The 25,813-nt window shown below is 70.7% G+C and carries 23 protein-coding genes, 1 tRNA gene and 1 pseudogene; 17 read left to right on the top strand and 8 right to left on the bottom strand.

Annotation, left to right across the window (positions count from 1 at the left end):
• Positions 1-45: 45 nt before the first annotated feature.
• The 4 genes and pseudogenes from CES90_RS30295 to murA all read right to left on the bottom strand — a co-directional run bounded on the left by CES90_RS30295 (position 46) and on the right by murA (position 3,986).
• Positions 46-1,626, bottom strand: a complete 1,581-nt coding sequence (locus tag CES90_RS30295; protein ID WP_189787155.1) for an FAD-dependent monooxygenase — start codon at positions 1,624-1,626, stop codon at positions 46-48.
• Positions 1,623-2,504 (bottom strand): methylenetetrahydrofolate reductase [NAD(P)H], encoded by an 882-nt coding sequence (metF, locus tag CES90_RS30290; protein WP_189787218.1) that lies wholly within the window; start codon positions 2,502-2,504, stop codon positions 1,623-1,625. Before metF ends, CES90_RS30295 begins: the two co-directional genes overlap by 4 nt.
• A gap of 25 nt (positions 2,505-2,529) precedes the next feature.
• Positions 2,530-2,613 (bottom strand): annotated as a pseudogene (locus tag CES90_RS51350) (adenosylhomocysteinase); the annotation flags it as partial.
• 26 nt (positions 2,614-2,639) lie between these two features.
• Complete coding sequence (murA, locus tag CES90_RS30280; RefSeq protein ID WP_189784151.1) at positions 2,640-3,986, bottom strand: UDP-N-acetylglucosamine 1-carboxyvinyltransferase; 1,347 nt, start codon at positions 3,984-3,986, stop codon at positions 2,640-2,642.
• Positions 3,987-4,355: 369 nt separating this feature from the next.
• Here murA and CES90_RS30275 point away from each other — a divergent pair, with 369 nt between their 5' ends.
• The 10 genes from CES90_RS30275 (at position 4,356) to CES90_RS30230 (ending at position 16,072) form a co-directional block, all read left to right on the top strand.
• Positions 4,356-4,928, top strand: coding sequence for a YqgE/AlgH family protein (locus CES90_RS30275; RefSeq protein WP_189784183.1), 573 nt, complete (start codon positions 4,356-4,358; stop codon positions 4,926-4,928).
• Positions 4,929-4,957: 29 nt separating this feature from the next.
• Positions 4,958-5,236, top strand: a complete 279-nt coding sequence (locus CES90_RS30270) for a DUF3039 domain-containing protein (protein WP_149824856.1) — start codon at positions 4,958-4,960, stop codon at positions 5,234-5,236.
• 218 nt (positions 5,237-5,454) lie between these two features.
• A complete protein-coding gene (locus CES90_RS30265; RefSeq protein ID WP_189784150.1) occupies positions 5,455-6,756 on the top strand; it encodes an extracellular solute-binding protein in 1,302 nt (433 codons plus the stop codon).
• Complete coding sequence (locus CES90_RS30260; RefSeq protein ID WP_189784149.1) at positions 6,753-7,643, top strand: carbohydrate ABC transporter permease; 891 nt, start codon at positions 6,753-6,755, stop codon at positions 7,641-7,643. The genes CES90_RS30265 and CES90_RS30260 overlap by 4 nt, the downstream gene beginning before the upstream one ends.
• The gene (locus tag CES90_RS30255) at positions 7,640-8,476 is read left to right on the top strand and encodes a carbohydrate ABC transporter permease (protein WP_189784148.1); all 837 of its coding nucleotides are present in this window, start codon (positions 7,640-7,642) and stop codon (positions 8,474-8,476) included. Before CES90_RS30260 ends, CES90_RS30255 begins: the two co-directional genes overlap by 4 nt.
• Before the next feature lies 1 nt (position 8,477).
• Entirely contained in the window at positions 8,478-10,136 is a 1,659-nt protein-coding gene (locus CES90_RS30250; RefSeq protein ID WP_189784147.1) for a beta-N-acetylhexosaminidase, read from the top strand.
• Between the two features lie 278 nt (positions 10,137-10,414).
• A complete protein-coding gene (locus tag CES90_RS30245) occupies positions 10,415-11,308 on the top strand; it encodes an FAD binding domain-containing protein (protein WP_189784146.1) in 894 nt (297 codons plus the stop codon).
• The gene (locus CES90_RS30240) at positions 11,305-13,074 is read left to right on the top strand and encodes a 2Fe-2S iron-sulfur cluster-binding protein (RefSeq protein WP_189784145.1); all 1,770 of its coding nucleotides are present in this window, start codon (positions 11,305-11,307) and stop codon (positions 13,072-13,074) included. Before CES90_RS30245 ends, CES90_RS30240 begins: the two co-directional genes overlap by 4 nt.
• Complete coding sequence (locus tag CES90_RS30235; RefSeq protein WP_189784144.1) at positions 13,071-15,386, top strand: xanthine dehydrogenase family protein molybdopterin-binding subunit; 2,316 nt, start codon at positions 13,071-13,073, stop codon at positions 15,384-15,386. The genes CES90_RS30240 and CES90_RS30235 overlap by 4 nt, the downstream gene beginning before the upstream one ends.
• Positions 15,387-15,505: 119 nt before the next feature.
• A complete protein-coding gene (locus CES90_RS30230; RefSeq protein ID WP_229913943.1) occupies positions 15,506-16,072 on the top strand; it encodes an SUKH-4 family immunity protein in 567 nt (188 codons plus the stop codon).
• Here CES90_RS30230 and CES90_RS30225 read toward each other — a convergent pair.
• Positions 16,044-16,115: transfer RNA gene (locus CES90_RS30225), tRNA-Cys, on the bottom strand. The two genes, CES90_RS30230 and CES90_RS30225, sit on opposite strands and share 29 nt — an antisense overlap.
• Before the next feature lie 211 nt (positions 16,116-16,326).
• Between CES90_RS30225 and CES90_RS30220 the strand changes: the two genes are divergently transcribed.
• The 5 genes from CES90_RS30220 to CES90_RS30200 all read left to right on the top strand — a co-directional run bounded on the left by CES90_RS30220 (position 16,327) and on the right by CES90_RS30200 (position 21,338).
• A complete protein-coding gene (locus CES90_RS30220) occupies positions 16,327-17,787 on the top strand; it encodes an MFS transporter (protein ID WP_229913942.1) in 1,461 nt (486 codons plus the stop codon).
• Positions 17,788-17,833: 46 nt separating this feature from the next.
• Complete coding sequence (locus CES90_RS30215; RefSeq protein ID WP_189784142.1) at positions 17,834-18,034, top strand: ribbon-helix-helix protein, CopG family; 201 nt, start codon at positions 17,834-17,836, stop codon at positions 18,032-18,034.
• Complete coding sequence (locus CES90_RS30210; RefSeq protein WP_189784141.1) at positions 18,031-18,411, top strand: type II toxin-antitoxin system death-on-curing family toxin; 381 nt, start codon at positions 18,031-18,033, stop codon at positions 18,409-18,411. Before CES90_RS30215 ends, CES90_RS30210 begins: the two co-directional genes overlap by 4 nt.
• A 179-nt stretch (positions 18,412-18,590) precedes the next feature.
• Entirely contained in the window at positions 18,591-20,387 is a 1,797-nt protein-coding gene (locus CES90_RS30205; protein WP_189784140.1) for a DEAD/DEAH box helicase, read from the top strand.
• Between the two features lie 309 nt (positions 20,388-20,696).
• A complete protein-coding gene (locus tag CES90_RS30200) occupies positions 20,697-21,338 on the top strand; it encodes an IclR family transcriptional regulator (RefSeq protein WP_189784139.1) in 642 nt (213 codons plus the stop codon).
• A gap of 287 nt (positions 21,339-21,625) precedes the next feature.
• On the opposite strand, the gene CES90_RS30195 is transcribed toward CES90_RS30200, so the two are convergent.
• Positions 21,626-22,468, bottom strand: a complete 843-nt coding sequence (locus CES90_RS30195) for an alpha/beta fold hydrolase (RefSeq protein WP_189784138.1) — start codon at positions 22,466-22,468, stop codon at positions 21,626-21,628.
• Positions 22,469-22,525: 57 nt separating this feature from the next.
• Between CES90_RS30195 and CES90_RS30190 the strand changes: the two genes are divergently transcribed.
• On the top strand, positions 22,526-23,029 hold the full coding sequence (locus CES90_RS30190; RefSeq protein ID WP_189784137.1) for a MarR family winged helix-turn-helix transcriptional regulator: 504 nt from the start codon (positions 22,526-22,528) through the stop codon (positions 23,027-23,029).
• A gap of 133 nt (positions 23,030-23,162) precedes the next feature.
• Positions 23,163-23,963 carry a S16 family serine protease gene (locus tag CES90_RS30185; RefSeq protein ID WP_189784136.1) on the top strand — a complete coding sequence of 267 codons (801 nt, stop codon included), beginning with the start codon at positions 23,163-23,165 and terminating at the stop codon, positions 23,961-23,963.
• Between the two features lie 12 nt (positions 23,964-23,975).
• Here the strand turns inward: CES90_RS30185 and CES90_RS30180 are convergent, their stop codons facing one another.
• Both CES90_RS30180 and CES90_RS30175 read right to left on the bottom strand, forming a co-directional pair.
• A complete protein-coding gene (locus CES90_RS30180; RefSeq protein ID WP_373313398.1) occupies positions 23,976-24,968 on the bottom strand; it encodes a glycine betaine ABC transporter substrate-binding protein in 993 nt (330 codons plus the stop codon).
• Positions 24,965-25,795, bottom strand: coding sequence for an ABC transporter permease (locus CES90_RS30175; RefSeq protein ID WP_373313406.1), 831 nt, complete (start codon positions 25,793-25,795; stop codon positions 24,965-24,967). The genes CES90_RS30180 and CES90_RS30175 overlap by 4 nt, the downstream gene beginning before the upstream one ends.
• Between the last annotated feature and the right edge of the window lie 18 nt (positions 25,796-25,813).

The raw sequence follows: 25,813 nt of genomic DNA, 5'->3' as shown, positions 1-25,813 counted from the left end.
CGGCGGGAGCGGAGGAGGGCGCCCGTCTGTCCGCTGTCCGGCTGTTCAGGGGCGCAGTACGGCGGCCAGGGCCTGCTCGACGGCCGTCACCGGGTCGGGTACGGCTGTCCGGGACCGCCAGGCCACATAGCCGTCGGGTCGGACCAGCACCGCTCCGTCGGTCGCGATGCCGTAGGCCGCGCACGCGGCGGCGTCGGGCAGCCGGTGGACGTCCACCGGAAGCCGCCCGGCAGCCGCATGCCATCCGGTCGCGGCCGGCCCGGTCCCGGTGAGCAGCACGAACCGAAGGCCGAACAGGTCGAGCACCGAGCCCCCCGCCGAGCGCGGTCCGGGGGCAGACCGGGTCTCCGGATCCGGCGCCGGCCACGGCACGTGCGGAGCCCGGGTACCGGGCCGGCCGTCGGGCCGCGCGGCCCAGGACCCCTCGCCGGGGCCGTAGCAGGCGCCGAACCAGACCACCGGGTCGGGGACGATCCGCTGGTCCGGGGCGGACTCCGGCGCGTCGGCCAGCCGCCGGCGGTCCCGGTTGCGCAGCACGGCCTGTTCGACCGTGGCCGCCGCGGCGGGCCGGCGCTCGGCCTCGTAGGTGTCCAGGAGAGCCTCGGAGGCCTGCCCGGCGTGCACCGCGGCCAGCTTCCACGCGAGGTTGTGCATCTCCAGGATGCCGGTGTTCGCTCCGAACGAGCCGGTGGGCGGCATGACATGGGCGGCGTCACCGGCGAGCAGGACGCGCCCCTCGCGGAACCGGCCCGCGATCCGGGCGGACGCCTCCCAGGGGGCGACGCCCAGGATCTCCACGGCCAGGTCCGGGATCCCGGCCGCCGCGCGTACGAAGGCGCGGCACTGCTCGGCGGAGGGGAGTTCCTCTCCGTCGTCCGGGTCGACGATGAGGTGCAGCAGCCAGTTCTCGGCGTTGTCCAGCGGCATCAGCCCGCCTCTGACCCGCTCGTTGAAGACGTAGGCCATGATGAACCGGCGGTCGCCGAGAGGCGCGGTCAGGTCCGCCCGGAAGTGGATGTTGGCGAAGCGGCCGAATGGTCCGGTGCCGTCGAACGGGATGCCCAACCGCTCCCGGACCCCGCTGCGCGCGCCGTCCGCGGCGATGAGATGGCCCACGCTCAGCGTCTCCTCGGCGCCGTCATCGACGCTCTTCAGGGTGACCACGACCCGCTCGCCGTCCTGGTGGAAGTCGGTCATCTCGATGCCGTGGTCCACCCGCGCGCCCAGCTCCCGCGCACGGCCGCGCAGGATGGGCTCCACCTCGGCCTGGTGGCACTGGCACCACCCGGTGGGAGAGAGCCCGCCCAGCTCTCTCCTGCCGCCCATGAAGTAGGGGGCCCGCAGGCTCGCCAGCTCCCGGCCGGCGAGCGAGGTGGTGGTGATGACGGTGTCGTTGTGCGCCAGGGCCACCGCGGAGGGAGTGGAGCGGATGGTCTCCTCCAGGCCGAGCACGCGCATGACCTCCATCGCCCCCGGGTGGAGTCCGCGGGCACGTGGATGCCGCGAGAGCTGCGGCCGACGGTCCACGACCCGGACCGGCAGACCGTGCCGGGACAGCAGCGCCCCGGCCGCCAGACCCGTGAGTCCGCCTCCCACCACCAGCACGGGGAGGTCGGTGACGGTCACGCCGCCTCCCGTATCCCGGCCAGGCCGAGGCCCTGGTAGATCTCCAGGGTCGCGGTGGAGTTGTTCAACGTGATGAAGTGCAGTCCGGGTGCCTCCTCTTCGAGCAGTCGCTCGCACATGTGCGCCGCGTACTCCACTCCGATCTCGCGCACGGCGGCCGGATCGTCCTCCACCGCGTGCAACCGTTCGGCGAGCCGCTGCGGGAACACCGCGTTGCTCAGCTGCGCCATACGCTCGATCTGACGGACTTGGGTGACGGGCATGATCCCGGCGATCACCGGAACCCGGCAGCCCTGCTCGTACAGCCGGTCGCGGAGCCGGAGATAGTCCTCGACGTGGAAGAACATCTGGGTGACGGCATAGTCGGCCCCGGCCTCGCACTTGCGGCGGAAGTGACGGATCTCGCTCTCCCAGTCGGGCGAGCGAGGGTGCCGCTCGGGAAACGCGGCGACTCCGACACCGAAGTCCCCGCAGGACCGGATGAGACGGACCAGTTCGTCGGCGTGGGTGAGCCCCTCCGGGTGCGGGCGCCACTCCCCCATGGGGTCGCCCGGCGGGTCACCCCGCAGCGCGAGGATGTCGCGTACCCCGGCGTCCGCGTACTGGCCGATGATGTGGCGCAGCTCCGCCGCGGAGTGCTCCACGGCGGTGAGGTGCGCGACCGGCGTGAGCGTGGTCTCCCGGGCGATGCGACGGGTCGTCTCCACCGTGCGCTCGCGGGAGGATCCGCCCGCGCCGTACGTCACGGAGACGAAGGTGGGGTGTAGCGATTCGAGCCGCCGGATGGACTCCCACAACCGCTGTTCGGCCTTCTCCGTCTTGGCCGGGAAGAACTCGAAGGAGTAGGAGCGCACGCCGGCGGCGAGCACGTCGGAGATGCGTGGCACTGCTCGCCTCCGTGGGTCAGTAGCGGTAGTGGTCCGGCTTGTACGGGCCCTCGACCTCGACGCCGATGTACGCGGCCTGCTCGGGACGGAGGGTCGTGAGGGGGGCCGGGGGTGATGCTGCCGGTGTCAGCCGAGGGCTTTTCCGGGCAGCTCGACCTTCGCGCCCAGTTCCACGAGCTTCTCCATGAAGTTCTCGTAGCCGCGGTTGATGAGTTCGATGCCGTGGACCCTGGACGTGCCCTGGGCCGCCAGCGCCGCGATGAGGTACGAGAAGCCGCCTCGGAGGTCGGGGATGACCAGGTCGGCGCCCTGGAGCCTGGTGGGGCCGGAGACGACGGCGGAGTGCAGGAAGTTGCGCTGGCCGAAGCGGCAGTTCGAGCCGCCGAGGCACTCGCGGTAGAGCTGGATGTGCGCGCCCATCTGGTTCAGGGCGGACGTGAAGCCGAGGCGGGACTCGTAGACCGTCTCGTGGATGATCGACAGGCCGGTGGCCTGCGTCAGGGCGACGACCAGGGGCTGCTGCCAGTCGGTCTGGAAACCGGGGTGGACGTCCGTCTCCAGGGCGATCGACTTCAGCTGGCCGCCGGGGTGCCAGAAGCGGATGCCCTCGTCGTCGATCTCGAAGGCGCCACCCACCTTCCGGAACGTGTTCAGGAACGTCATCATCGAGCGCTGCTGGGCGCCCCGGACGTAGATGTCGCCCTCGGTCGCCAGGGCGGCGGAAGCCCAGGAGGCGGCCTCCAGACGGTCCGGGAGGGCCTTGTGGTTGTAGCCGCCGAGCGAGTCGACACCGGTGATGCGGATCGTGCGGTCGGTGTCCATCGCGATGATGGCGCCCATCTTCTGCAGGACGCAGATGAGGTCCTCGATCTCCGGCTCGATCGCCGCGTTCGAGAGTTCCGTCACGCCCTCCGCGAGGACGGCGGTCAGCAGCACCTGCTCCGTCGCGCCGACGGACGGGTACGGCAGCTGGATCTTCGTACCCCGCAGCCGCCGCGGCGCCTCCAGGTACTGTCCGTCCGCCCGCTTCTCGATCTTCGCGCCGAACTGCCGCAGCACCTCGAAGTGGAAGTCGATCGGCCGGCCGCCGATGTCACAGCCGCCGAGACCGGGTATGAAGGCGTGGCCGAGGCGGTGCAGAAGGGGGCCGCAGAAGAGGATGGGTATGCGGCTCGAACCCGCGTGGGCGTCGATGTCGGCGACGTTCGCGCTCTCCACGTTCGTCGGGTCCATCACCAGCTCGCCCGGCTCCTCACCCGGGCGGACCGTTACACCATGCAGCTGCAGCAGTCCGCGTACGACCCGCACATCGCGGATGTCGGGAACATTGCGCAGCCGGCTCGGACCGCTGCCGAGCAGCGCGGCGACCATGGCCTTGGGTACGAGGTTCTTCGCACCGCGGACACGGATCTCGCCACTGAGCGGGGTGCCGCCGTGGACAAGCAGTACGTCGTCAGAGCCGTTGACGGTCATGAATCTCGCGTTCCGTGGAGTTGGGCAGAGGGAGTTTCGGCCTGGGGGGAGCCGACCGGTCGACCCGTTGTGCGGGTGGCGGTGCGGCGTGAGCCGAAGAGCTAGCGTAATCGCCGCCTACCCCCCTTCCGTAAGCCCAAGTACTTCTCAGCCACGTCATGGGTTCGCCACAACACGAACCGTTCACCGCCGGGCACATGGGGTCACCGTGGCGGATGTGCGCGGGGTCCGCACCGGTGTGCCCGCCCGTCTCCCACCACCACCCTCAAACGAGTCCTTACCAGGCCGCTCCTCGAATTCATGGCTGCATTCACACGGCTACCCGCATTGGCTCCCCGCGCGCGGGGAGGATGAGGGATCATGTCTGGCATGACCGAGGTGTCCTCGCTCACAGGGCGGCTGCTCGTGGCCACGCCCGCCCTGGCGGACCCGAACTTCGACCGCGCTGTGGTGCTGCTCCTCGACCACGACGAGGAGGGCTCGCTCGGGGTGGTCCTCAACCGCCCCACCCCGGTGGACGTCGGCGACATCCTGGAGGGCTGGGCGGAACTCACCGGTGAACCCGGCGTCGTATTCCAGGGCGGCCCGGTCTCCCTGGACTCCGCGCTCGGGGTCGCCGTCATCCCGGGCGGCGGCTCCGTGGACCGGTCCCCGCTCGGCTGGAAGCGCGTGTACGGCGCGATCGGCCTCGTCGACCTGGAGGCCCCACCGGAACTGCTCGCCTCCGCGCTCGGCTCCCTGCGCATCTTCGCCGGGTACGCGGGCTGGGGCCCTGGCCAGCTGGAGGACGAGCTGGTCGAGGGCGCCTGGTACGTCGTCGAGTCCGAGCCCGGCGACGTCTCCTCGCCCTCCCCGGAGAGACTCTGGCGAGAGGTCCTGCGCCGCCAGCGGAGCGAACTGGCGATGGTCGCCACGTACCCGGACGACCCTTCGCTCAACTGATGCGTGTGAGCTTCAGTACCCTTGCAGTCATGAGCACTCTTGAGCCCGAGCGCGGTACTGGTACGGGGACCCTCGTCGAACCGACGCCGCAGACGTCGCACGGCGATGGTGACCACGAGCGCTTCGCCCACTATGTCCAGAAGGACAAGATCATGGCGAGCGCCCTCGACGGCACGCCCGTCGTGGCGTTGTGCGGCAAGGTGTGGGTCCCCGGCCGTGACCCGAAGAAGTACCCCGTGTGCCCCATGTGCAAGGAGATCTTCGAGTCCTTGGGCGCGGGTGGGGGAGACGACGACGGCAAGAAGTAACTCCGTTCGCCCAAAAGCTCGGCCCGCCGGGCCGATTCGTTCGCGAGCCCCTGCGACAGGGGCTCGCGTTCTGTTTTCGGGGCCTCCCGAGTCACAAGGTGGTTGAGACCTCTTGTGGGCATGTTCATGTAGTCCCTAGCCTCCGTGTGTTGTAGAGAGCAAAACGCTCGTTGCAGAGAATGCAACGCTCCGCTTACCCCCACCGGAGGACCTCGCTCATGAAACTCTCCGCAAGACTCGCCGCGCCCGTCGCCGCCCTGGCCCTCGCCGGACTGACCGCCTGCGCCCCCCAGACCTCCGACAACTCCTCCGCCAAGGAGGACGAGAAGACCGGCACCCTCCGGGTCTGGCTCTTCCAGGAGGTCAGCAACGCGCCGAAGGAGAAGGTCGTCGACCAGGTCGTCGCGGCCTTCCAGAAGGCGCACGACGGCGCGAAGGTGGAGGTCGAGTACATCCCTGTCGAGACCCGCGCGCAGCGCATCAAGGCCGCCTTCAACGACCCGAAGAGCGCCCCGGACGTCATCGAGTACGGCAACACGGACACCGCCGGCTATGTGAAGGACGGCGGACTCGCCGACGTCACCACCGAGTTCAACGACTGGTCCGAGGCCAAGGACTCCGACCCGACCGCCAGGACGTCCGTGACGGTCGACGGCAAGATCTACGGGGCCCCCTTCTTCGTGGGCGTGCGCGCCCTGTACTACCGCACGGACGTCTTCGCGGAACTCGGCCTCGAACCCCCGAAGTCCCAGGACGAGTTGATCGCCACCGCCAAGCAGATCCGTGCCGCGAAGCCCGACCTGTACGGGCTCGTCGTCGGCGGCGCCTACACCTACGGTGCGATGCCGTTCGTCTGGGCCAACGGCGGCGAGATAGCCGAGGGCAAGGGCGGCTCGTACGCCGCGACCATCGACAGCGCCGCCGCCCAGAAGGGCATCAAGGCGTACACCTCGCTGTTCGGCGACGACAACTGCCCCGCCGCCAAGTGCGCGGGCATGGGCGGCAACGACACGGTCACCGCGTTCGCCGCGGGCAAGGCGGGCATGGCGATCGGCGGTGACTTCAGTCACGCCGCCGTGGAGGCCGGCAAGGTGAAGGGCAAGTACGCGGTCGTACCGCTGCCGGGCGTCGAGTCGGGCTCGGTGGCCCCGGCGTTCGCCGGCGGCAACAACATCGGCGTACTGAACAGCACCACGCACCGCACTCTCGCCGTCGACCTGATGAAGCGGTTGGCCTCGAAGGAGACGCAGGGTGAACTCTTCGACGCGATGGGCTTCCTGCCGACGTACACCGACGTACGGACCGAGGCCGCGAAGGAGGAGCCGTTCATCGAGCCCTTCGTGAAGACGCTGTCGTCCGGGACGAAGTTCGTGCCCGCGTCGCCCGCGTGGGCGCAGATCGACGCGGCGCTCGTGCTGCCGACGATGTTCCAGGAGGTCGTCAGCGGCAAGAAGAATGTGGCTGAGGCGTCAGGGGACGCGGCTCGGCAGATGAACGACGCGTTTGGCTCCGCCGGGTGACGCCGGCGCGTCCCTTCAGCAACTGGACCCCGTGGATATATCTCGCCCCCGCCCTGGTCGTCCTTGGTGGGCTGCTCGTCTACCCCATCTACCAGCTCGGGTTGATCTCCTTCCTGGAGTACACCCAGGTGCAGGTCAGCGGCGGGGAACCGACCAGCTTCCAGGGGTTCGGCAATTACGCCGCACTCTTCGGGGATGGCGAGTTCTGGCGGGTTTTGCTGGCCACCGTCGTGTTCGCGGCGGCCTGTGTGGTGTCGACGTTGGCCGTGGGGTGTGCCCTCGCGGTGTTGTTGACGCGGGTGCGGGCCTTGCCCCGTCTCGCGTTGATGCTGGCGGCGCTGGGGGCATGGGCGACGCCTGCCGTCACCGGGTCCACGGTGTGGCTGTTGCTGTTCGACCCCGACTTCGGGCCGGTCAACCGGATCCTCGGGCTGGGGGACCACTCCTGGACGTACGGGCGGTACAGCGCGTTCTTCCTCGTGCTGCTCGAAGTGGTGTGGTGCTCCTTTCCGTTCGTGATGGTGACGGTGTACGCGGGGATCCGTGCCGTACCGGCGGAGGTGCTGGAGGCGGCCGCGCTGGACGGGGCCTCGCAGTGGCGGATCTGGCGGTCGGTGCTGGCGCCGATGCTTCGGCCGATCCTCGTCGTCGTCACCATTCAGTCGGTCATCTGGGACTTCAAGATCTTCACCCAGATCTATGTGATGACGAACGGCGGCGGTATCGCCCGGCAGAACCTCGTACTGAACGTATACGCCTACCAGAAGGCCTTCGCGTCCTCCCAGTACAGCCTCGGCTCGGCGATCGGTGTGGTGATGCTGCTGATTCTGCTGGTGATCACCCTGGTCTATTTGCGGTTGCTCCGCACGCAGGGAGAGGAACTGTGAATTCGCTGGTACGTCGGCCCTGGCGGCTCGCCGCGGAAGCGTCCGCCCTGGTCATCGCGGCCGTGGTGGCGTTCCCGCTGTACTGGATGGTGCTGAGCGCGTTCAAACCGGCGGGGGAGATCGAGTCCAGCGAGGCGCGGCCCTGGACGCTCGCGCCCACGCTGGATTCCTTCCGCCGGGTCTTCGGGCAGCAGGAATTCGGCCGCTACTTCGTCAACAGCCTTGTCGTCGCCTGCACGGTCGTGATCGCCTCGGCGCTGATCGCGTTTCTCGCGGCGACGGCGGTGACGCGATTCCGCTTCCGTTTCCGGACCACCTTGTTGATCATGTTTCTGATCGCCCAGATGGTGCCCGTGGAGGCGCTGACCATCCCCCTGTTCTTCCTGATGCGGGACTTCGGCCAACTCAACACCCTGGGTTCGTTGATCCTGCCTCACATCGCCTTCTCCCTGCCCTTCGCGATCTGGATGCTGCGGGGCTTTGTGAAGGCCGTACCGGAGGCGCTGGAGGAGGCCGCCCACCTCGACGGTGCGAGCCGTTCGCGATTCCTGTGGCAGATCCTTTTCCCGCTGGTCTTCCCGGGGCTGGTGGCCACGAGTGTCTTCTCCTTCATCTCGGCCTGGAACGACTTCCTGTTCGCCAAGTCGTTCATCATCAGCGACACGTCCCAGTCGACCTTGCCGATGGCCCTCCTGGTGTTCTACAAGCCCGAAGAGCCGGACTGGGGCGGCGTGATGGCGGCGTCCACGGTGATGACCATTCCGGTGCTGATCTTCTTCGTACTCGTACAGCGACGACTGGTCTCCGGACTGGGCGGAGCGGTGAAGGACTGACATGACTCAGCCAACCCATCCCACGGGAACGGAACTGATTCCGGCGCCCGAGCGCATCTTCTGGAATCAGCCCGGCTACGGGCGCCTGGACGAGGAGACGCGGCTGGAGGCGGGCCCCGGCACCGAGGGCGTCGCGCGCCGGCTGCGGGCGACGATCGGGGTGGCGACCGGCTACCCCTTCCCGGAGGGCGGCGATTTCCCGTACCGCCTCGCGCTGGGCATCGATCCGGAGCTGCCGGCGGAGGGCTACCGCGTCGTCGTCGACGGCGCCGATCACCTGATCCAGGGCGGCAGCCCAGCCGGTGTCTTCTGGGGCGCGCAGACCTTCCGGCAACTGCTCGGTCCCGACGCCTTCCGCCGGGCCCCGCTGCGTCCCGGCAAGGACTGGGACATCGCCGAGGTCACCGTCGAGGACTCCCCCCGCTTCCCCTGGCGCGGCCTCTTGCTCGACGTGGCCCGGCACTTCCTCCCCAAGGACCAGGTGCTGCGCTATCTGGATCTGATGGCCGCGCACAAACTCAACGTCCTCCACTTTCACTTGACGGACGACCAGGGCTGGCGGATCGAGATCGAGCGTTACCCGAGGCTGACGGAGGTCGGTTCCTGGCGGGCGCGCACGAAATTCGGCCATCGCGCATCGCCCCTCTGGGAGGAGAAGCCGCACGGCGGTTACTACACGAAGGACGACATCCGCGAGATCGTCGCGTACGCGGCCGAGCGGTATATCAGCGTGGTCCCCGAGATCGACATCCCGGGACACAGCCAGGCCGCCATCGCCGCGTATCCGGAACTCGGCAACACCGACGTCATCGACACGACCTCCCTCACCGTCTGGGACACCTGGGGCATCAACAAAAACGTACTCGCCCCCACTGACAACACCCTGCGCTTCTACGAGGGGGTCCTGGAGGAAGTCCTGGAGTTGTTTCCCGCCGACGCCGCCCCGTTCTCGGCCTTCGTGCACATCGGCGGCGACGAGTGCGCCAAGGACCAGTGGAAGGCGTCGGCCACCGCCCAGGCGCGCATCCGGGAGCTGGGGCTCGCCGACGAGGACGAGTTGCAGTCGTGGTTCGTCCGGCACTTCGACAACTGGCTGACGGAGCGCGGGCGTCGCCTGATCGGATGGGACGAGATCCTTCAGGGCGGCCTCGCGCCGGGGGCCGCCGTGTCGTCCTGGCGGGGTTACGCCGGCGGCATCACGGCGGCCCGCGCGGGTCACGACGTGGTCATGTGTCCCGAGCAGCAGGTGTACCTGGACCACCGTCAGGACGGCGGTCCGGACGAGCCGGTGCCGATCGGCTACGTACGCACCCTGGAGGATGTCTATCGGTTCGAGCCGGTTCCACCGGAGTTGACGCCGGATGAGGCGCGGCACGTGCTGGGCACGCAGGCCAACGTGTGGACCGAGGTGATGGAGGACCCCGCGCGCGTGGACTACCAGACGTTCCCGCGTCTGGCGGCCTTCGCCGAGGTGGCCTGGAGTCGTCTGCCGGCGCCCGCCGAGCGGGACGTCGCGGACTTCGAGCGCCGGATGACGGTGCACTACCGGGTGCTCGACGCCCTGGGGGTCGGTTATCGGCCGCCTTCCGGGCCGCGTCCGTGGCAGCGGCGGCCCGGCGTGCTCGGACGCCCGATCGAGGGGGCGCCCCCGAACGTGTGAGGCGATGACGAACCCCTACGTCCGGGAGCGCGTTCCCTGCGACGGTGGCGACACGGGGAACAAGCGGCGCAAGTATCACGGAAGGGTGTCAATTCGCACCCATGGGTGATGCCGTGCCAAAACGGACCATCCCTCGGATGAGGTGGGCGAATGCCTCCTAGCGGACCCCTGCGTTCGGGCCTCGCGAGAATGTGCCAGAGTTGCCACGTCCGCCCTGTCAGCACGTACGGTACGCAACAGAGGCGGACCAGGTGGGGCAGCGGGAAGGGGCAGCCGGTTTGACCACGCACGCACCGCAGGCGGCGCAGGCCGTGACTCTGCCCGGCTCGCTGGACGAGGCCGTGGCGGCCCTCGCCGCCATGCCCTGGGCGGTTCCGGTGGCGGGTGGCACGGACCTCATGGCCGCGGTCAACTCCGGGCAGCTCAGGCCCGCCGCGCTGGTCGGGCTCGGCAGGATCAGCGAGATCCGCGGCTGGCAGTACCAGGACGGACACGCCCTGCTCGGCGCCGGGCTGACGCACGCGCGGATGGGGCGCCCGGATTTCGCGGCGCTCATTCCGGCGCTCGCCGCCGCCGCGCGCGCCGCCGGACCGCCGCAGATCCGCAACGCGGGCACCCTGGGCGGCAACATCGCGACGGCCGCCCCCACGGGGGACGCGCTGCCGGTGCTGGCCGCCCTGGAGGCCACGCTGATCATCGCGGGGCCGGGCGGGGCCCGCCGCGAGATGCCCGTCTCGCACCTGCTGGCCGGCATGGAGATGCTGCGCCCCGGAGAACTCATCGGGTACGTGCGCGTGCCGCTGCTGCACGCGCCGCAGGTCTTCCTGAAGGCCACCGGGCGCACCGGCCCCGGCCGCGCGCTCGCCTCCGTCGCCCTCGTCCTCGACCCCGCCCGGCGCGGAGTGCGGTGCGCCGTCGGCGCCATAGCGCCGATGCCGCTGCGCCCTCTGGACGCCGAGGCCTGGGTCGCCGGGCTGATCGACTGGGACGGCGAGCGCACGCTCGTCCCCGAGGCTCTGCAGGCCTTCGGCGAGTACGTCGCCGCCGCCTGCATCCCCGATCCGGCCCCCGAGGTCGACGGCTCCGTACCACCGCTTCCGCCCGCCGTACTGCACCTGCGGCGCACCGTCGCCGCGCTGGCCCGACGAGCACTGGGGAGGGCACTGTCGTGACCGACGACCAGCACGGAGAGGGCACCCCGCAGCAGGGCGGCCAGAGCGGCTGGGAGCGACTGCCGCAGGGGGACTACGACGACGGCGCCACGACGTTCGTGCAGCTCCCCGAAGGGGGCATCGACGCGCTCCTCGCCGCCGACAGCCCGCTCGCCGCTCCGGGCCACGGCTATGTGCCGCCGCCCATAGAGGCCAACCCCGCCGCCGGAACCGACCAGTCCGGCACGGGCCACTGGGCGATGCCGGCCGAGGGCACCCAGTGGCACGACCCGAACGCCGGGCAGCCGCAGCCCGCCACGCAGGACGGGTTCACGTACAACCCCGGGGCGACCGGGCAGTGGACGTTCGAGGAGCCGGCGCAGCAGGAGAGCGCGGCTCCCGGTCACGATGTGACCGGGGAGTGGTCGATTCCGGTCGCCGGAGGTGATCTTCCGGACGAATCGGGCGAGTTCAGTGCGTCGGCGCTCGTCGAGCAGTGGGGCGGCACCCCGCCCGCCACGCTCCCCGGGGGCGCCCCCGCGCCCTGGGCCACGACGACGCCCGCGCCGACGACACCGCCGACCCCGGTGCCGACGGAGGCGATCGGCACGGCGTGGACCGCGCCGCCGCCCGCGGAGCGCTCCACCGAAGAGGTCGCCGAGGCCTCTGAGGAGCCCTCTGACGAGTCGTACGCCGAACCGGACCCCGAGACCGCCGGGGAGGCCCCCGAGGCCCTCCAGGAACCCTCGGAGCCGGTCCGTGAGCGGGGCCCGGAGACTCCCGAGCCGGAGGAGACGGGCGAGCCGGGCGAGGACGCGGCCGAGGAGCCGGGGACGGCCGCCGAGGCTCCCGAGCCCGGGACCGGGGCCGAGGCCGAGACGGCCACCGCCGACGAGCCCGCCCCGCCCCCGCACGACGACCACCCCCTCGCCTCGTACGTCCTGCGCGTCAACGGCACCGACCGGCCCGTCACCGAGGCGTGGATCGGCGAGTCGCTGCTCTACGTGCTGCGCGAGCGGCTCGGCCTGGCGGGAGCCAAGGACGGCTGCTCGCAGGGCGAGTGCGGCGCCTGCAACGTGCAGGTCGACGGCCGGCTCGTGGCCTCCTGCCTGGTGCCCGCCGTCACCGCCGCGAGCAGCGAGGTGCGCACCGTCGAGGGCCTCGCCGCCGACGGGCAGCCCTCGGACGTACAGCGGGCCCTCGCCAAGTGCGGCGCCGTGCAGTGCGGCTTCTGCGTGCCCGGCATGGCGATGACCGTGCACGACCTGCTGGAGGGCAACCCCGCGCCCACCGACCTGGAGACCCGCCAGGCGCTGTGCGGCAACCTCTGCCGCTGCTCCGGCTACCGCGGCGTCCTCGCGGCCGTACGTGAGGTCGTCGCCGAACGCGAGGCGCACGCGGCCGCCGAGAACGAGACCGACGCGGACACCGACGAGGCACGCATCCCGCACCAGGCGGGCCCCGGCGCGGGTGGCGTCAACCCGGCGGCGTACGACGCCCGGACGGCGTACGACACCCAGGCCGCCCCCCCGGGAGCGCAGGACCCGTCGGCGCTGGGCCCCGACCAGTCGTACGGCGGCCAGGGGATGTCGTTCAACGGCCAGGACGACACATACGGCGGCCAGGGCCAGCCGTTCGCCGGACAGGACGAGACGTACGGCGGCCAGGGCCAGTCATTCGCCGGTCACGACAACTCGTACGACGGTCAGGACCATTCGTACGGCGGTCAAGGCGATTCGTACGGCGGTCAGGATCGGTCGTTCGGTCAGGACGGAGGCCAGGCGTGAGCAACGAAGCCGTCACCACGGCGCCCGTGGGAGCCGGGGAGGCCGCACCCGCCCCCGAGCAACTGCCGCACGGCCTCGGCGCGTCCCTGCCGTCCGCCGACGCGCGCGCCAAGTCCGAGGGCACCTTCCCGTACGCGGCCGACCTGTGGGCCGAGGGCCTGCTGTGGGCCGCCGTGCTGCGCTCGCCGCACCCGCACGCGCGCATCGTGTCCATCGACACGTCCCACGCGCGCGAGATGCCCGGCGTACGGGCCGTCGTCACCCATGAGGACGTGCCGGGCACCCCGCTGCACGGCCGCGGCAAGATCGACCGGCCCGTCTTCGCCTCCGAGGTGGTACGCCACCACGGCGAACCCATCGCGGCCGTCGCCGCCGACCACCCGGACACCGCGCGGATGGCCGCCGCCGCCGTCATCGTCGAGTACGAAGTACTCGACCCGGTCATCGACCCGGAGCAGTCCTTCGAGGCCGAGCCCCTGCACCCCGACGGCAACCTGATCCGGCACATCCCGCTGCGCCACGGCGACCCGAACGCCTCCGGCGAGATCGTCGTCGAGGGCCAGTACCGCATCGGCCGCCAGGACCCGGCCCCCATCGGCGCCGAGGCCGGTCTCGCCGTGCCCCGCCCCGACGGCGGCGTCGAGCTGTACCTGGCCTCCACCGACCCGCACACCGACCGCGACACGGCCGCCGCCGTCTACGGCCTGGCACCCGACCGCGTCAAGATCGTCGTCACCGGCGTCCCCGGCGCCACCGCCGACCGCGAGGACCAGGGCTTCCAACTCCCGCTCGGCCTGCTGGCGCTGAAGACCGGCTGCCCCGTCAAGCTGACCGCGACCCGCGAGGAATCCTTCCTGGGCCACGCGCACCGGCATCCCACGCTCCTGCGGTACCGCCACCACGCGGACGCCGAGGGCAAGCTGGTCAAGGTCGAGGCGCAGATCCTGCTCGACGCGGGCGCGTACGCCGACACGTCCTCGGAGGCCCTGGCCGCCGCCGTCTCGTTCGCCTGCGGGCCGTACGTCATCCCCAACGCCTTCATCGAGGGCTGGGTCGTACGCACCAACAACCCGCCCTCCGGACATGTGCGCGGCGAGGGCGCCATGCAGGTGTGCGCCGCGTACGAGGCGCAGATGGACAAGCTGGCGAAGAAGCTGGGCATCGACCCGGCCGAACTGCGCATGCGGAACGTGATGTCCACGGGTGATGTGCTGCCGACGGGCCAGTCGGTGACCTGCCCGGCCCCGGTGGCCGAACTGCTGCAGGCCGTCCAGGAGTTCCCGCTCCCGGCGCTGCCCAAGGACACCCCCGAGGAGGAGTGGCTGCTCCCGGGCGGTCCCGAGGGCGCGGGTGAGCCGGGCGCGGTCCGCCGTGGCGTCGGCTACGGCCTCGGCATGGTGCACATGCTCGGCGCCGAGGGCGCGGACGAGGTCTCGACGGCCACGGTGAAAGTCCACGACGGCATCGCCACCGTCCTGTGCGCGGCCGTGGACACCGGTCAGGGCTTCTCCACGCTCGCCCGGCAGATCGTCCAGGAGACCCTCGGCATCGACGAGGTCCACATCGCCCAGGTCGACACCGACCAGCCGCCGGCGGGCGCGGGCTGCCGAGGCCGCCACACCTGGGTGTCCGGCGGCGCGGTCGAGCGCGCGGCCAAGATGGTCCGCACGCAACTGCTCCAGCCCCTGGCGCACAAGTTCGGCATGTCCACCGAGCTGCTCCAGATCACCGACGGCAAGATCACGTCGTACGACGGCGTCCTGTCCACCACCGTCGCCGAGGCGCTGGACGGCAAGGAGCTGTGGGCCACCGCCCAGTGCCGCCCGCACCCCACCGAACCGCTGGACGGCGCCGGCCAGGGCGACGCCTTCGTCGGCCTCGCCTTCTGCGCGATCCGCGCGGTCGTGGACGTCGACATCGAACTCGGCTCGGTACGGGTCGTGGAGCTGGCGGTCGCCCAGGACGTGGGCCGGATCCTCAACCCCGCCCAGCTCGCCGCCCGCATCGAGGCGGGTGTCACCCAGGGTGTCGGCATCGCGCTGACCGAGAACCTCCGCACGCCCCGGGGCCTGATCCGCCACCCCGACCTGACCGGCTACTCCCTGCCCACCGCCCTCGACGTCCCCGACATCCAGCTCGTCAAGCTGGTGGAGGAACGGGACGTGGTGGCCCCCTTCGGCGCCAAGGCCGCCAGCGCGGTGCCGGTGGTCACGTCCCCGGCGGCCGTCGCGGCGGCGGTACGCGCCGCCACGGGCCGCCCGGTGAACCGCCTCCCGATCCGCCCGCAGGCGGCGGTGGTGACGGCGTCGTAGGCAGCCCGTGACATAGCCCTTGAGGTGCGTGTTCGTGCGTACGTCGGGCGTTGTCAGTGGGGCGGCGTATGGTTCTTGGCAGTGGGGACGACCATGTGCTGGGGGGAGCCATGAGCACGATGACGATGGGGACAATGGGCCTGACGGACCTGAATGACCTGAACCAACTGAACCAACTGAACCAACTGAACGACCTGGCGGTGCTGACCGGCGGCCCGGTCACGCGGTCGGGGCTGACGCTCGACCTGCCCGCCCGGCTGCTGGACGAGGAGTTCGGCCAGAGCAAGGTGTGGCGCTTCGAGGACTTCGACTTCCCGGCCACCCTGACCCACGAGCCGACCCGCCGCTTCCTGCGGGACATGGGCCTGCCCGAGGACCACACCTTCTTCCACCTCGACACGGACATCCCGCTGCCGACCCTCGCCGAGTACTACGCGGCCGAGCGCCCCGAGGTCCCCGCCGACCAACTCCCTCCCCGGGCCGCCCACTTGATACGCCTGGGCTACTTCGTCGAGGACAGCAGCCTCGTCGTCGACGGCACCACGGGCGCCATCCTCAACTGGAGCGAGCCCGAGGCCACCCTCTGCCCCCTGAACGCGGACATCTCCCAACTGGCCTTCTCGCTGTGGCTGCTGCACCGCGAGAAGCGGGAGTCGGAGGCCGTGGCGGGAATCGAACCCACGTAACTCGCTTTGCAGGCGAGTCCCTGAACCACTCGGGCACACGGCCGGGTCGGGAGCCGTATCGCTGCTCCGAACTCGTGTCTAGACCGTAGGTGGGGCCGGCGTGGGGGCTCAAGGGAAGCGGGAGCGCTGCAACGGGACTGCCATATGCCGTTCATGAACGAGGGAGAACAGGCGGGGGCGTACGACCAAGGTCTGAGGCCGTGGGGGACTCCGGACAGGGGCGAATGTCACTGGTGCCCCTTACGGTGGCGGGTATGACCACCCCGAGATCGCGTGACGCGGATGTCGCGCACACAGCTGACCTGGACGTTGCCGTCGATCGTGGGGAGAGGGTGCTGGGGCGCTCGTATCGGGCGCTCAGTGTGGGGATCGTCTCCGTCGTGCTGTTGATCGCGTTCGAGGCTTCGGCGGTCGGGACGGCGATGCCGGTCGCGGCGCGGGAGCTGGACGGGATCTCGGCGTACGGGTTCGCGTTCTCGGCGTACTTCACGACGAGCCTGTTCGGGATGGTCCTGGCCGGGCAGTGGTCGGACCTGCGGGGGCCGCTGGGGTCGCTGACGACGGGGATCGGGGCCTTCGCGGTCGGGCTGTTGCTGTCGGGCACCGCCGGGGCGATGTGGCTGTTCGTTCTCGGGCGGGCCGTGCAGGGGCTCGGGGGCGGGATGGTGATCGTCGCGCTGTATGTGGTGGTGGGGCGGGCGTATCCGGAGCGGCTGCAGCCGGCGATCATGGCGGCGTTCGCGGCGAGCTGGGTGCTCCCGACCGTGGTCGGCCCGCTCGCCGCGGGTGCCGTGACCGAACACCTGGGCTGGCGCTGGGTGTTCGTGGGGATCCCGGTGCTGGTCGTGCTGCCGCTGGTGCTGGCGCTGCCGCAGATCCGGCGCCGGGCGTCGGGGCCGGTGGAAGGGGCGCCGGCCGGGTCCGGGGGCTCCTTCGACCGGAGGCGTATTCGGCTGGCGTTCGGCATCTCGCTGGGGGCCGGGTTGTTGCAGTACGCCGCTCAGGATCTGCGGTGGCTGTCGCTCGTGCCGGCGGTGGCCGGGGTCTGGCTGCTGGTGCCGGCGGTGCTGGGGCTGTTGCCGAAGGGGACGTATCGGGCGGTGCGGGGGCTGCCGTCGGTGGTGTTGTTGCGCGGGCTGGCGGCGGGGGCGTTCATCGGGGCCGAGGCGTTCGTGCCGCTGATGCTTGTCACGCAGCGGGGGCTGTCGCCGACGCTCGCCGGCTTCTCGCTCGCGGTGAGCGGGGGGAGTTGGGCGCTGGGGTCGTGGGTGCAGTCGCGGGCGCGGGTGGAGCCGTATCGGGAGCGGTTGATGACGTTCGGGATGGTGCTGGTCGCGGTGGCGATCGCCGTGCTGCCGAGTGTGCTGATCGAGAGCGTTCCGGTGTGGACCGTGCCGGTGGTGTGGACGTTCGGTTGCTTCGGGATGGGGCTCGTCATCTCCTCCACCAGCGTCCTGCTCCTCAAGCTCTCCGCCCCCGACCAGGCCGGCGCCAACTCCGCCGCTCTCCAGATATCCGACGGCCTCTCCAACGCCCTGCTGCTGGCGGCGGGCGGCGCCGCCTTCGCCGCGCTGGGCGGCGGCTCGGTGGGCCATACGGCCACGACGGCTTCGGGCGCCGCGTCCCACCCGGAGGCCTTCGCCGCCGTGTTCCTGCCGATGGTGGGGGTGGCGTTGGTGGGGGCTTGGGTGACTACGCGGTTGCGGGCCTCGTAGCTCGGTTTGGTACCAATCTGACCCCACGTGGTGGTACTGTTTTGGTATGGCTATGAACCTGCGTCTCCGTGACGACCAGACGGAAGCCCTGAAGCTGCGCGCCGAGGAGGAGGGCACAAGCATGCACGCCATACTGCTGCGGGCCGTGGACGACTACCTCGCCAGGACGGCTCACCAGGCGCTGGTCCGCAAGGCCGCCAAGGAGCAGACCGCCAAGTGGGCCGAGCTGCTGGAGCGGCTGAAGTGACCTACGTCTACCTGTCGGCCGAAGACGTCCTGGCCATCGCGGAACAAGCGGTCGATGACCAGGGCGTCGTCGTACGTGATGCCGGCTTGCTGGAATCGGCCGTGCATCGCCCCTCGGCTTCGATGTTCGGGCAGGAGGCGTACACCGATCTGTTCGACAAGGCGGCCGCACTCCTGCAGTCACTGGCGATCAATCGCCCCTTCATCGACGGAAACAAGCGCACGGCCTGGGTGTCCTGCGTCGTCTTCCTGGCGATGAACGAGGTGCAGCTGAGGCCGGACATCGATGCGGCGGAGCGCCTGGTCATCGCCGTTTCGACCGGGGCTCTCGACGAGGTCAAGGCCATCTCCGAGGCGCTGCGAGACCTGGCCGAGTAGCGGTGTGACCTCGGTCCCATCCCCGGACACCCGGGCGCAGTTCGCGTATTGACACGACCGGGCCGCCGGTAGGGTGGCCCGGTCGTCATACCCAGCCGAGCCGCCCGCCCGTCACCCACCACCGCCCTACTCGACGCGCTGCGCGCGACCCCTTCGATTCGACCCCCAAACCGGAGACCGTGACTACCACCGCCGCCTCCTCCTCGAGCCATCACCTCTCACCCGCCTTCCCCGGCCGTGCCCCCTGGGGTACCGCCAGCAAGCTGCGTGCCTGGCAGCAGGGGGCGATGGAGAAGTACATCCAGGAGCAGCCGCGGGACTTTCTCGCGGTCGCGACCCCCGGCGCCGGGAAGACGACCTTCGCGCTGACGCTCGCCTCCTGGCTGTTGCACCACCATGTCGTGCAGCAGGTGACCGTCGTGGCGCCGACCGAGCATCTGAAGAAGCAGTGGGCGGAGGCGGCGGCGCGGATAGGGATCAAGCTGGATCCCGAGTACAGCGCGGGACCTCTCGGCAAGGAGTACGACGGGGTCGCGGTCACCTACGCGGGTGTGGGCGTGCGGCCCATGCTGCACCGCAACCGCAGCGAGCAGCGCAAGACACTGGTCATCCTTGACGAGATCCACCACGCCGGTGACAGCAAGTCCTGGGGTGAGGCGTGTCTGGAGGCCTTCGAGCCGGCCACCCGGCGGCTCGCCCTCACCGGTACGCCGTTCCGCTCCGACACCAACCCCATCCCCTTCGTGACGTACGAGGAGGGGACGGACGGGATCCGGCGGTCGTCCGCCGACTACACCTACGGCTACGGCAACGCGCTCGCCGACAACGTCGTGCGGCCCGTCATCTTCCTCTCCTACAGCGGCAACATGCGCTGGCGGACCAAGGCGGGGGACGAGATCGCCGCCCGGCTCGGCGAGCCGATGACCAAGGACGCCGTCTCGCAGGCGTGGCGCACCGCCCTCGACCCGCGCGGCGAGTGGATGCCCAGTGTGCTGCGCGCCGCGGACCAGCGGCTCACCGAGGTCAGGAAGGCCATTCCGGACGCCGGCGCCCTCGTCATCGCCTCCGACCAGGACTCGGCACGCGCGTACGCCAAGCTGATCCGGGAGATCACGGGCACGAGCGCGACGCTCGTCCTGTCCGACGACTCCGGGGCCTCGGACCGTATCGACGAGTTCAGCAACAACACCGATCGGTGGATGGTCGCCGTGCGCATGGTGTCCGAGGGCGTGGACGTGCCCCGGCTCGCCGTCGGGGTGTACGCCACCACCATCTCCACACCGCTGTTCTTCGCCCAGGCCGTCGGGCGTTTCGTACGGTCCCGGCGGCGCGGCGAGACCGCGTCCGTGTTCCTGCCGACCGTGCCCGACCTGCTCACCTTCGCCAACGAGATGGAGGTCGAGCGCGACCACGCCCTCGACAAGCCGAAGAAGGACGGCGAGGAGGACCCGTACGCCGAGGAGGAGAAGCTCCTCCAGGAGGCGGAGAAGCAGCAGGACGAGGACACCGGCGAGCAGGACATGCTGCCCTTCGAGGCGCTCGAGTCCGATGCCGTGTTCGACCGGGTCATGTACAACGGCGCCGAGTTCGGCATGCAGGCCCACCCGGGGAGCGAGGAAGAGCAGGACTACCTCGGGATTCCGGGGCTGCTCGAGCCCGACCAGGTGCAGTTGCTGCTCCAGAAGCGGCAGGCCCGGCAGATCGCGCACAGCCGTAAGAAACCGGACGCGGAAGCCGACCTCGTCGAACTCCCCGCCGACCGGCGGCCCGTCGTCACCCACAAGGAGCTGCTCGAACTGCGCAAGCAGCTCAACAGCATGGTCGGCGCGTACTCCCACCAGAGCGGCAAACCGCACGGGGTCATCCACACCGAGGTGCGGCGCGTGTGCGGTGGGCCGCCGAGCGCGGAGGCCACGGCGGGGCAGCTGCGGCAGCGGATCGCCAAGGTGCAGGAGTGGGCGACCCGTATGCGGTGACGCCTGGCTCAGTGCCACGCGCCCCCTGCGGGGCTTCACACGCCGTACATATCAGGGCAAAACGGAGTCGTCCGTACCCGTCACTGACCGGATTCTGGACGGAGTCTTCCGCTCAGCGAACCCGCTCGTCTACTGTCCCGCTACGCACACGCCCCGTGGCAGCGCCGCCGCGGAGCGCAGCCGTGAAGCGACTCCGCCCGGTTCCCCCGGGTTCAGCCGACCGGCGGCCTCTGTAGCGCGTCGCCGACGGGACCGGTGACGGACCGTCGTGAATGGGGCCGCCGCCCTCACTGCAAAGGAGTGGGCGTCGTGACCGCGGAGACCTCTCAAACCCTCGACCGGGGACTGCGCGTCCTCAAACTGCTCGCCGACACCGATCACGGGCTGACCGTCACCGAATTGTCCAACAAGCTCGGGGTCAACCGGACCGTTGTGTACCGCTTGCTCGCCACGTTGGAGCAGCACTCTCTCGTACGGCGTGACCTGGGCGGACGTGCTCGGGTCGGGTTGGGGGTGCTGCGGCTGGGGCGGCAGGTGCATCCGCTGGTACGGGAGGCCGCGTTGCCCGCGTTGCGGTCGCTGGCCGAGGACATCGGGGCGACGGCCCATCTGACGCTGGTCGACGGGAGTGAGGCGTTGGCCGTGGCCGTCGTCGAGCCGACGTGGACGGATTATCACGTGGCCTATCGGGCCGGGTTTCGGCATCCGTTGGACCGGGGGGCGGCGGGGCGGGCGATTCTGTCGGCTCGGCGGCAGCCGGGGGACTGGCTCGGGTACGCGCTCACGCATGGGGAGCTGGAGGCGGGGGCGTGTGGGGCCGCGGCGCCGTTGCTCGGGGTGACCGGGGTCGAGGGGAGCGTGGGTGTCGTGATGCTGGCGGATGCGATACCGGAGCGGGTGGGGCCGCGGGTCATGGACGCGGCTCGGGAGGTGGCCGACGCGTTGCGGTGAGGGCCGGGGTTGAGGGTGCCCTGGGGTGTTTCAGGGCACCCGGCGCCGGGGCTGAGCTCGGGGCGGGGTTTCGCTCACCGGCGCCGGCCGGGTGCCGCTGCGCCCACCCTCCCCCACTCTCGGCTTCGCTCGAGCGGGAGGGCCCCCATGAGCGGGAGGGCCCCCATGAGCGGGAGGGCCCCCATGAGCGGGAGGGGCCCCATGAGCGGGAGGTGCCCCCATCGCCCCAGCGGCACGATTGCCCGCAGCTGCGCAGGCGTGGGGCCCAGCGGCACGACTGCCCGCAGTTATGCGGGGGGCAGGGTGTTCAGCCAGGTCAGTAGGTGCTTGGCGAAGGTCTTCGGCTGTTCCATGTTCGGGTAGTGGGCCGCGCCCTCGATCGAGATGGCGCGGCCGGGGCCGGTGACCGTCGCGGTCAGGCGTTCGGCCATGGCTGTGAGGTCGGGGGCGTCGAGGGCCCCGTTGAGGGCGAGGACCGGGACGGTGATGTTCGCGGCGCGGGCCCAGGTGTCCGTCACCGGAACGGTCCAGTCCCGTTCGCCGAGGGTGTGCTTGGACACGGTGTTTCGGCTCAACCCCCGTATGAGCCGTACGACCTCGGGATCCACGTCGTCGACCGCGCGATACGGCCCGGCGACGGCCTCGGCGACGACATCCAGCCAGCCCTCGATGTCGCCGGCCATCAGGGTGCCGTAGTACCGGGCGGTGCTGTCCTTCGTCCACGGGTCCGTGAACTCGGGCTCGCTGGTGCCGACGCCGCTGACGACGAGGGCACGTACGAGTTCGGGGTGTTCCAGCGCGGTGTCGACGGCGATGCCCCCGCCCATCGACAGGCCGATCAGGACGGCCGGGCCCGTGTCGAGGTGGCGCAGGAGCGCGGCCAGGTCGTCGGTGAAACGGAACGGCTTGCTCGCGTTGGCGGAGGCGCCGTGGCCGCGGGCGTCCGGCGCGATGACCCGGTAGCCGTCCGAGAGGAGCGGCACCAGGTCGCCCCACATGCGGTGGTCGGTGAAGCCGCCGTGCAGCAGTACGAGCGGCAGGCCCGTGCCGACGTCCTGATAGGCGAGTGGGCCGTCGTCGGACTCGAACGTGAATACCTGTGAGACATCTATCTGCGAGACATCAGTCATGACAACTAAGGTGTCATCTTGTCGGCAGAATGGCAACCAAGGTGTCATCCTGTTTCGGTGACGGAGAACGAACACGGCGAAGCGCGGACCGACCATGACGAGCCACTGCCCCCCGACGTCCTCGCCGAGCGCCTCTACGAGGTGTTCGCCGTCCTCGGGCCCCTGTACCGGCGGGTGACCCGCGCGGTGGAGCTGAAGGCGCCCATCGTGGGGCTGTCCATCGGCGTACGGGCCGTCCTGGAGCTGCTGCGTGCGCACGGCAGCCCGATGACCGTGCCGCAGATGGGGCGGGCGCTGGCGGTGAGCCGCCAGTTCGTGCAGCGGATGGTCAACGAGGCGGCGGACGGCGACCTCGTCGAGGCCATCCCGAACCCCGCCCACCAGCGGTCGTCCCTGATCCGGCTGACCGCCACCGGCCGGACGGCCATCGACGAGCTGATCGCCCGCGAGAGCGCGCTGATGCGCAGGGTCGGCGGTGACCTGACGGGCGCGGACGTCGACACCTGCGTACGGGTGCTGACGCGGGTGCTGGAGGTCTTCGAGGACCTGGACGACCACTGATCCCCTACCACCGGCCTAACGCCGCCCCCGGCTACCACTGCCCCCCGGCTACCACTGCCCCCCCGGCCTGCCACCGCCCCCCGGCCTGCCACCGCCCCCTGGCCGGAAGTGACCCTCACGTTAGATTGATCCCGTGCTCTCTCGCCTCGCCAGCCTTTCGCGCCCCAAGGCCGTAGCCGTCTGTGCCCTGCCCGCCGTGGGGCTGCTCGCCACGGCGGTGTTCGCGCCGTTGCCGTTCACCGTGGCGCAGCCGGGGATGACGGCGAACGTACTCGGCGAGAACAAGGGCGAACAGGTGATCACGATCACCGGCGCGGAGACCCGGAGGACGAGCGGTCAACTGCGCATGACGACGATCGAGGCGACGGGCCCGGACGCCCGCGTCGACCTCGGCGATGTGTTCGACGGCTGGTTCCGCACCGACCAGGCCGTCATGCCGCGCGACGCGGTCTACCCGAGCGGCGAGACCGTGGAGGAGATCGAGGAGTACAACGAGACCAAGATGAAGGAGTCCCAGGTCACGGCCACCACGGCGGCCCTGAACTACCTCGGTGAGGACGCCGGCGACATCAAGGTCACCCTGCGCCTCGCCGACGTCGGCGGCCCCAGCGCCGGCCTCCTCTTCTCCCTCGGCATCATCGACAAGCTCGACGGCGACGGCAGCGGCGGCGACCTCACCGGCGGCCGTGTCATCGCCGGTACGGGGACCATCGACACCGAGGGCAAGGTCGGCGCCGTCGGCGGTGTCCCCCTCAAGACCCAGGCCGCCCGCCGCGACGGCGCCACGGTCTTCCTCGTCCCCAAGGCGGAGTGCGCCGACGCCAAGGCCGAACTGCCGAAGGGGCTGCGGCTCGTCCCGGTGACGACCCTGAAGGGCGCGGTGGACTCCCTGGTGGCGCTGGAGACGGGCAAGGGCACGGTCCCGGGCTGCTGAACGGCACCCCCGTCACCCTTCTCTGACGAACCCCTCCGCCACCATCCACTCCAACGCCGCCTGGTGCGGATCCTCCCCGTCCACATCCACCTTGGCGTTCAGCTCCCGGGCCACGGCGTTGTCGAGCTTCTCCGTGACGGGGGCCAGGACGCCGGCGATCTCCGGCCACTCCTTCAGGGTCCTGGAGTTGATCTCGGGGGCCGCGTTGTAGTGGGGGAAGAACTTCCGGTCGTCGTCCATCACGGCCAGCCCCATCGACGCGATGCGCCCGTCGGTGGTGAAGACCTCCCCGTAGACACAACTCCCCTTCGCCGCCTGGGTGTAGATGATCCCGGTGTCCATGTGGGTGATGTTCCTGGCGGGCAGGTTCATGCCGTACGCCTTCTGCAGGCCCGGCAGCCCGTCCGCGCGGTTGGCGAACTCGCCCTCCACGCACAGGGTGACCGCCCCCGGCTCCTTCGCCGCCAGCACGGCCACGTCGGACAGGGTCTTCGTGGCGTACTTCGCGGCGTTGGCCCGGTTCAGGGCGAGCGCGTAGGTGTTGTCGAGGGGGGCGGGCGGGAGCCAGGTCAGACCGTTCTTCAGGTCGGCGTCCCGTACCGCCCGCCACTGCCGCCGCGGATCGGCGATGGGGGTGCTGTTGCCCTGGTAGGTGATCCAGGCGGTGCCCGTGTACTCGTACATGGCGTCCGCGTCCCCGCTCCTGACCGCTTCCCGGGCGCCGAACGACCCCTGGATGCCGGTACGGTCGAGCACCTCCGCGCCGGCCGCCTGGAAGGCGATGCCCATGACGGCGCCGAGGATCAGGTTCTCGGTGAAGTCCTTCGAGGTGACGGTCAGGTCGGCGCCCTCCAGAGGGCGGCCCCGCCCGATCGAGCCCGGCCGTACGTCGTCGGCCATGGGAGAGCCGCTGGTCAGCCCGCAGCCGCCGGCCAGCAGTGCACCGGCGGCGCCGAGGAGCAGCCCCGTACGACGTGCGCGAACCGCGGCGCCCGTACGCCTCACGACCCCGCCTCCAGCCCTCGTGGTCGCAGCGCCAGTTCCGCCAGGGAGGCGAGCCAGTCCACCAGCAGGGCCAGGGCGACCGTCAGGATCGAGCCCAGGACGAGGACCGGCATGCGCTGGTTGGTGATCCCGGCCGTGATCAGCACGCCGAGGCCGCCGCCTCCGCCGAACGTGGCCAGCGTCGCCGTGCCGACGTTCAGTACGAGGGCCGTGCGGACGCCCGCGAGGATCAGCGGTACGGCGAGGGGGAGCTCGACCCGCGCGAGCACCTGCGCCGGTGACATGCCGATGCCCCGGGCGGCTTCGAGGAGCGTCGGGTCGTTCGCCTTCAGACCGGCGATGGTGTTGGAGAGGACGGGCAGAACGGCGTAGGCGATGATGCCGGTCAGGGCCGCCGTCCGGCCGATGCCCAGCCAGATCACCAGCAGCGCGAGCAGTCCGATGGCCGGGGTGGCCTGCCCCATGTTGGCGACGGCCATGGCGACGGGGGTCGCTCTTCGGAACGTCCGCCGGGTCAGCAGGACGCCCAGCGGGATCGCGATGATCAGCACGAAGAAGGTGGAGATCGCGGTCAGTTCGATGTGCTGCCACAGGGCCCGCCCCACCTGGCCGTTCGACAGGGCGTTCGCGGAGATCGCGTCCAGGTCGGCCTGCCGGAACCACAGCCAGGTGGCGAGCAGCACGGCCGTGAGGAGGCTCGGCAGGAGGGTCAGCTTCTGCCAGGTCAGCGCGGGAGCGAGGGGATCGCGCGGGGGAGGGGGCTGGTCGGGGGCCGCCGGAGGTCGGGCATCCGTCCCCGGCGTCTGGACAACCGTCCCCGGCGTCACTTCCGGCGCTGTCACGCC

Origin of the sequence: Streptomyces capitiformicae, from assembly GCF_002214185.1 — a bacterium.
GTDB classification, from domain to species: Bacteria; Actinomycetota; Actinomycetes; order Streptomycetales; family Streptomycetaceae; genus Streptomyces; species Streptomyces capitiformicae.
Note: the sequence above shows the minus strand (reverse complement) of the source record. Positions and strands in the feature narration are given on the sequence as shown.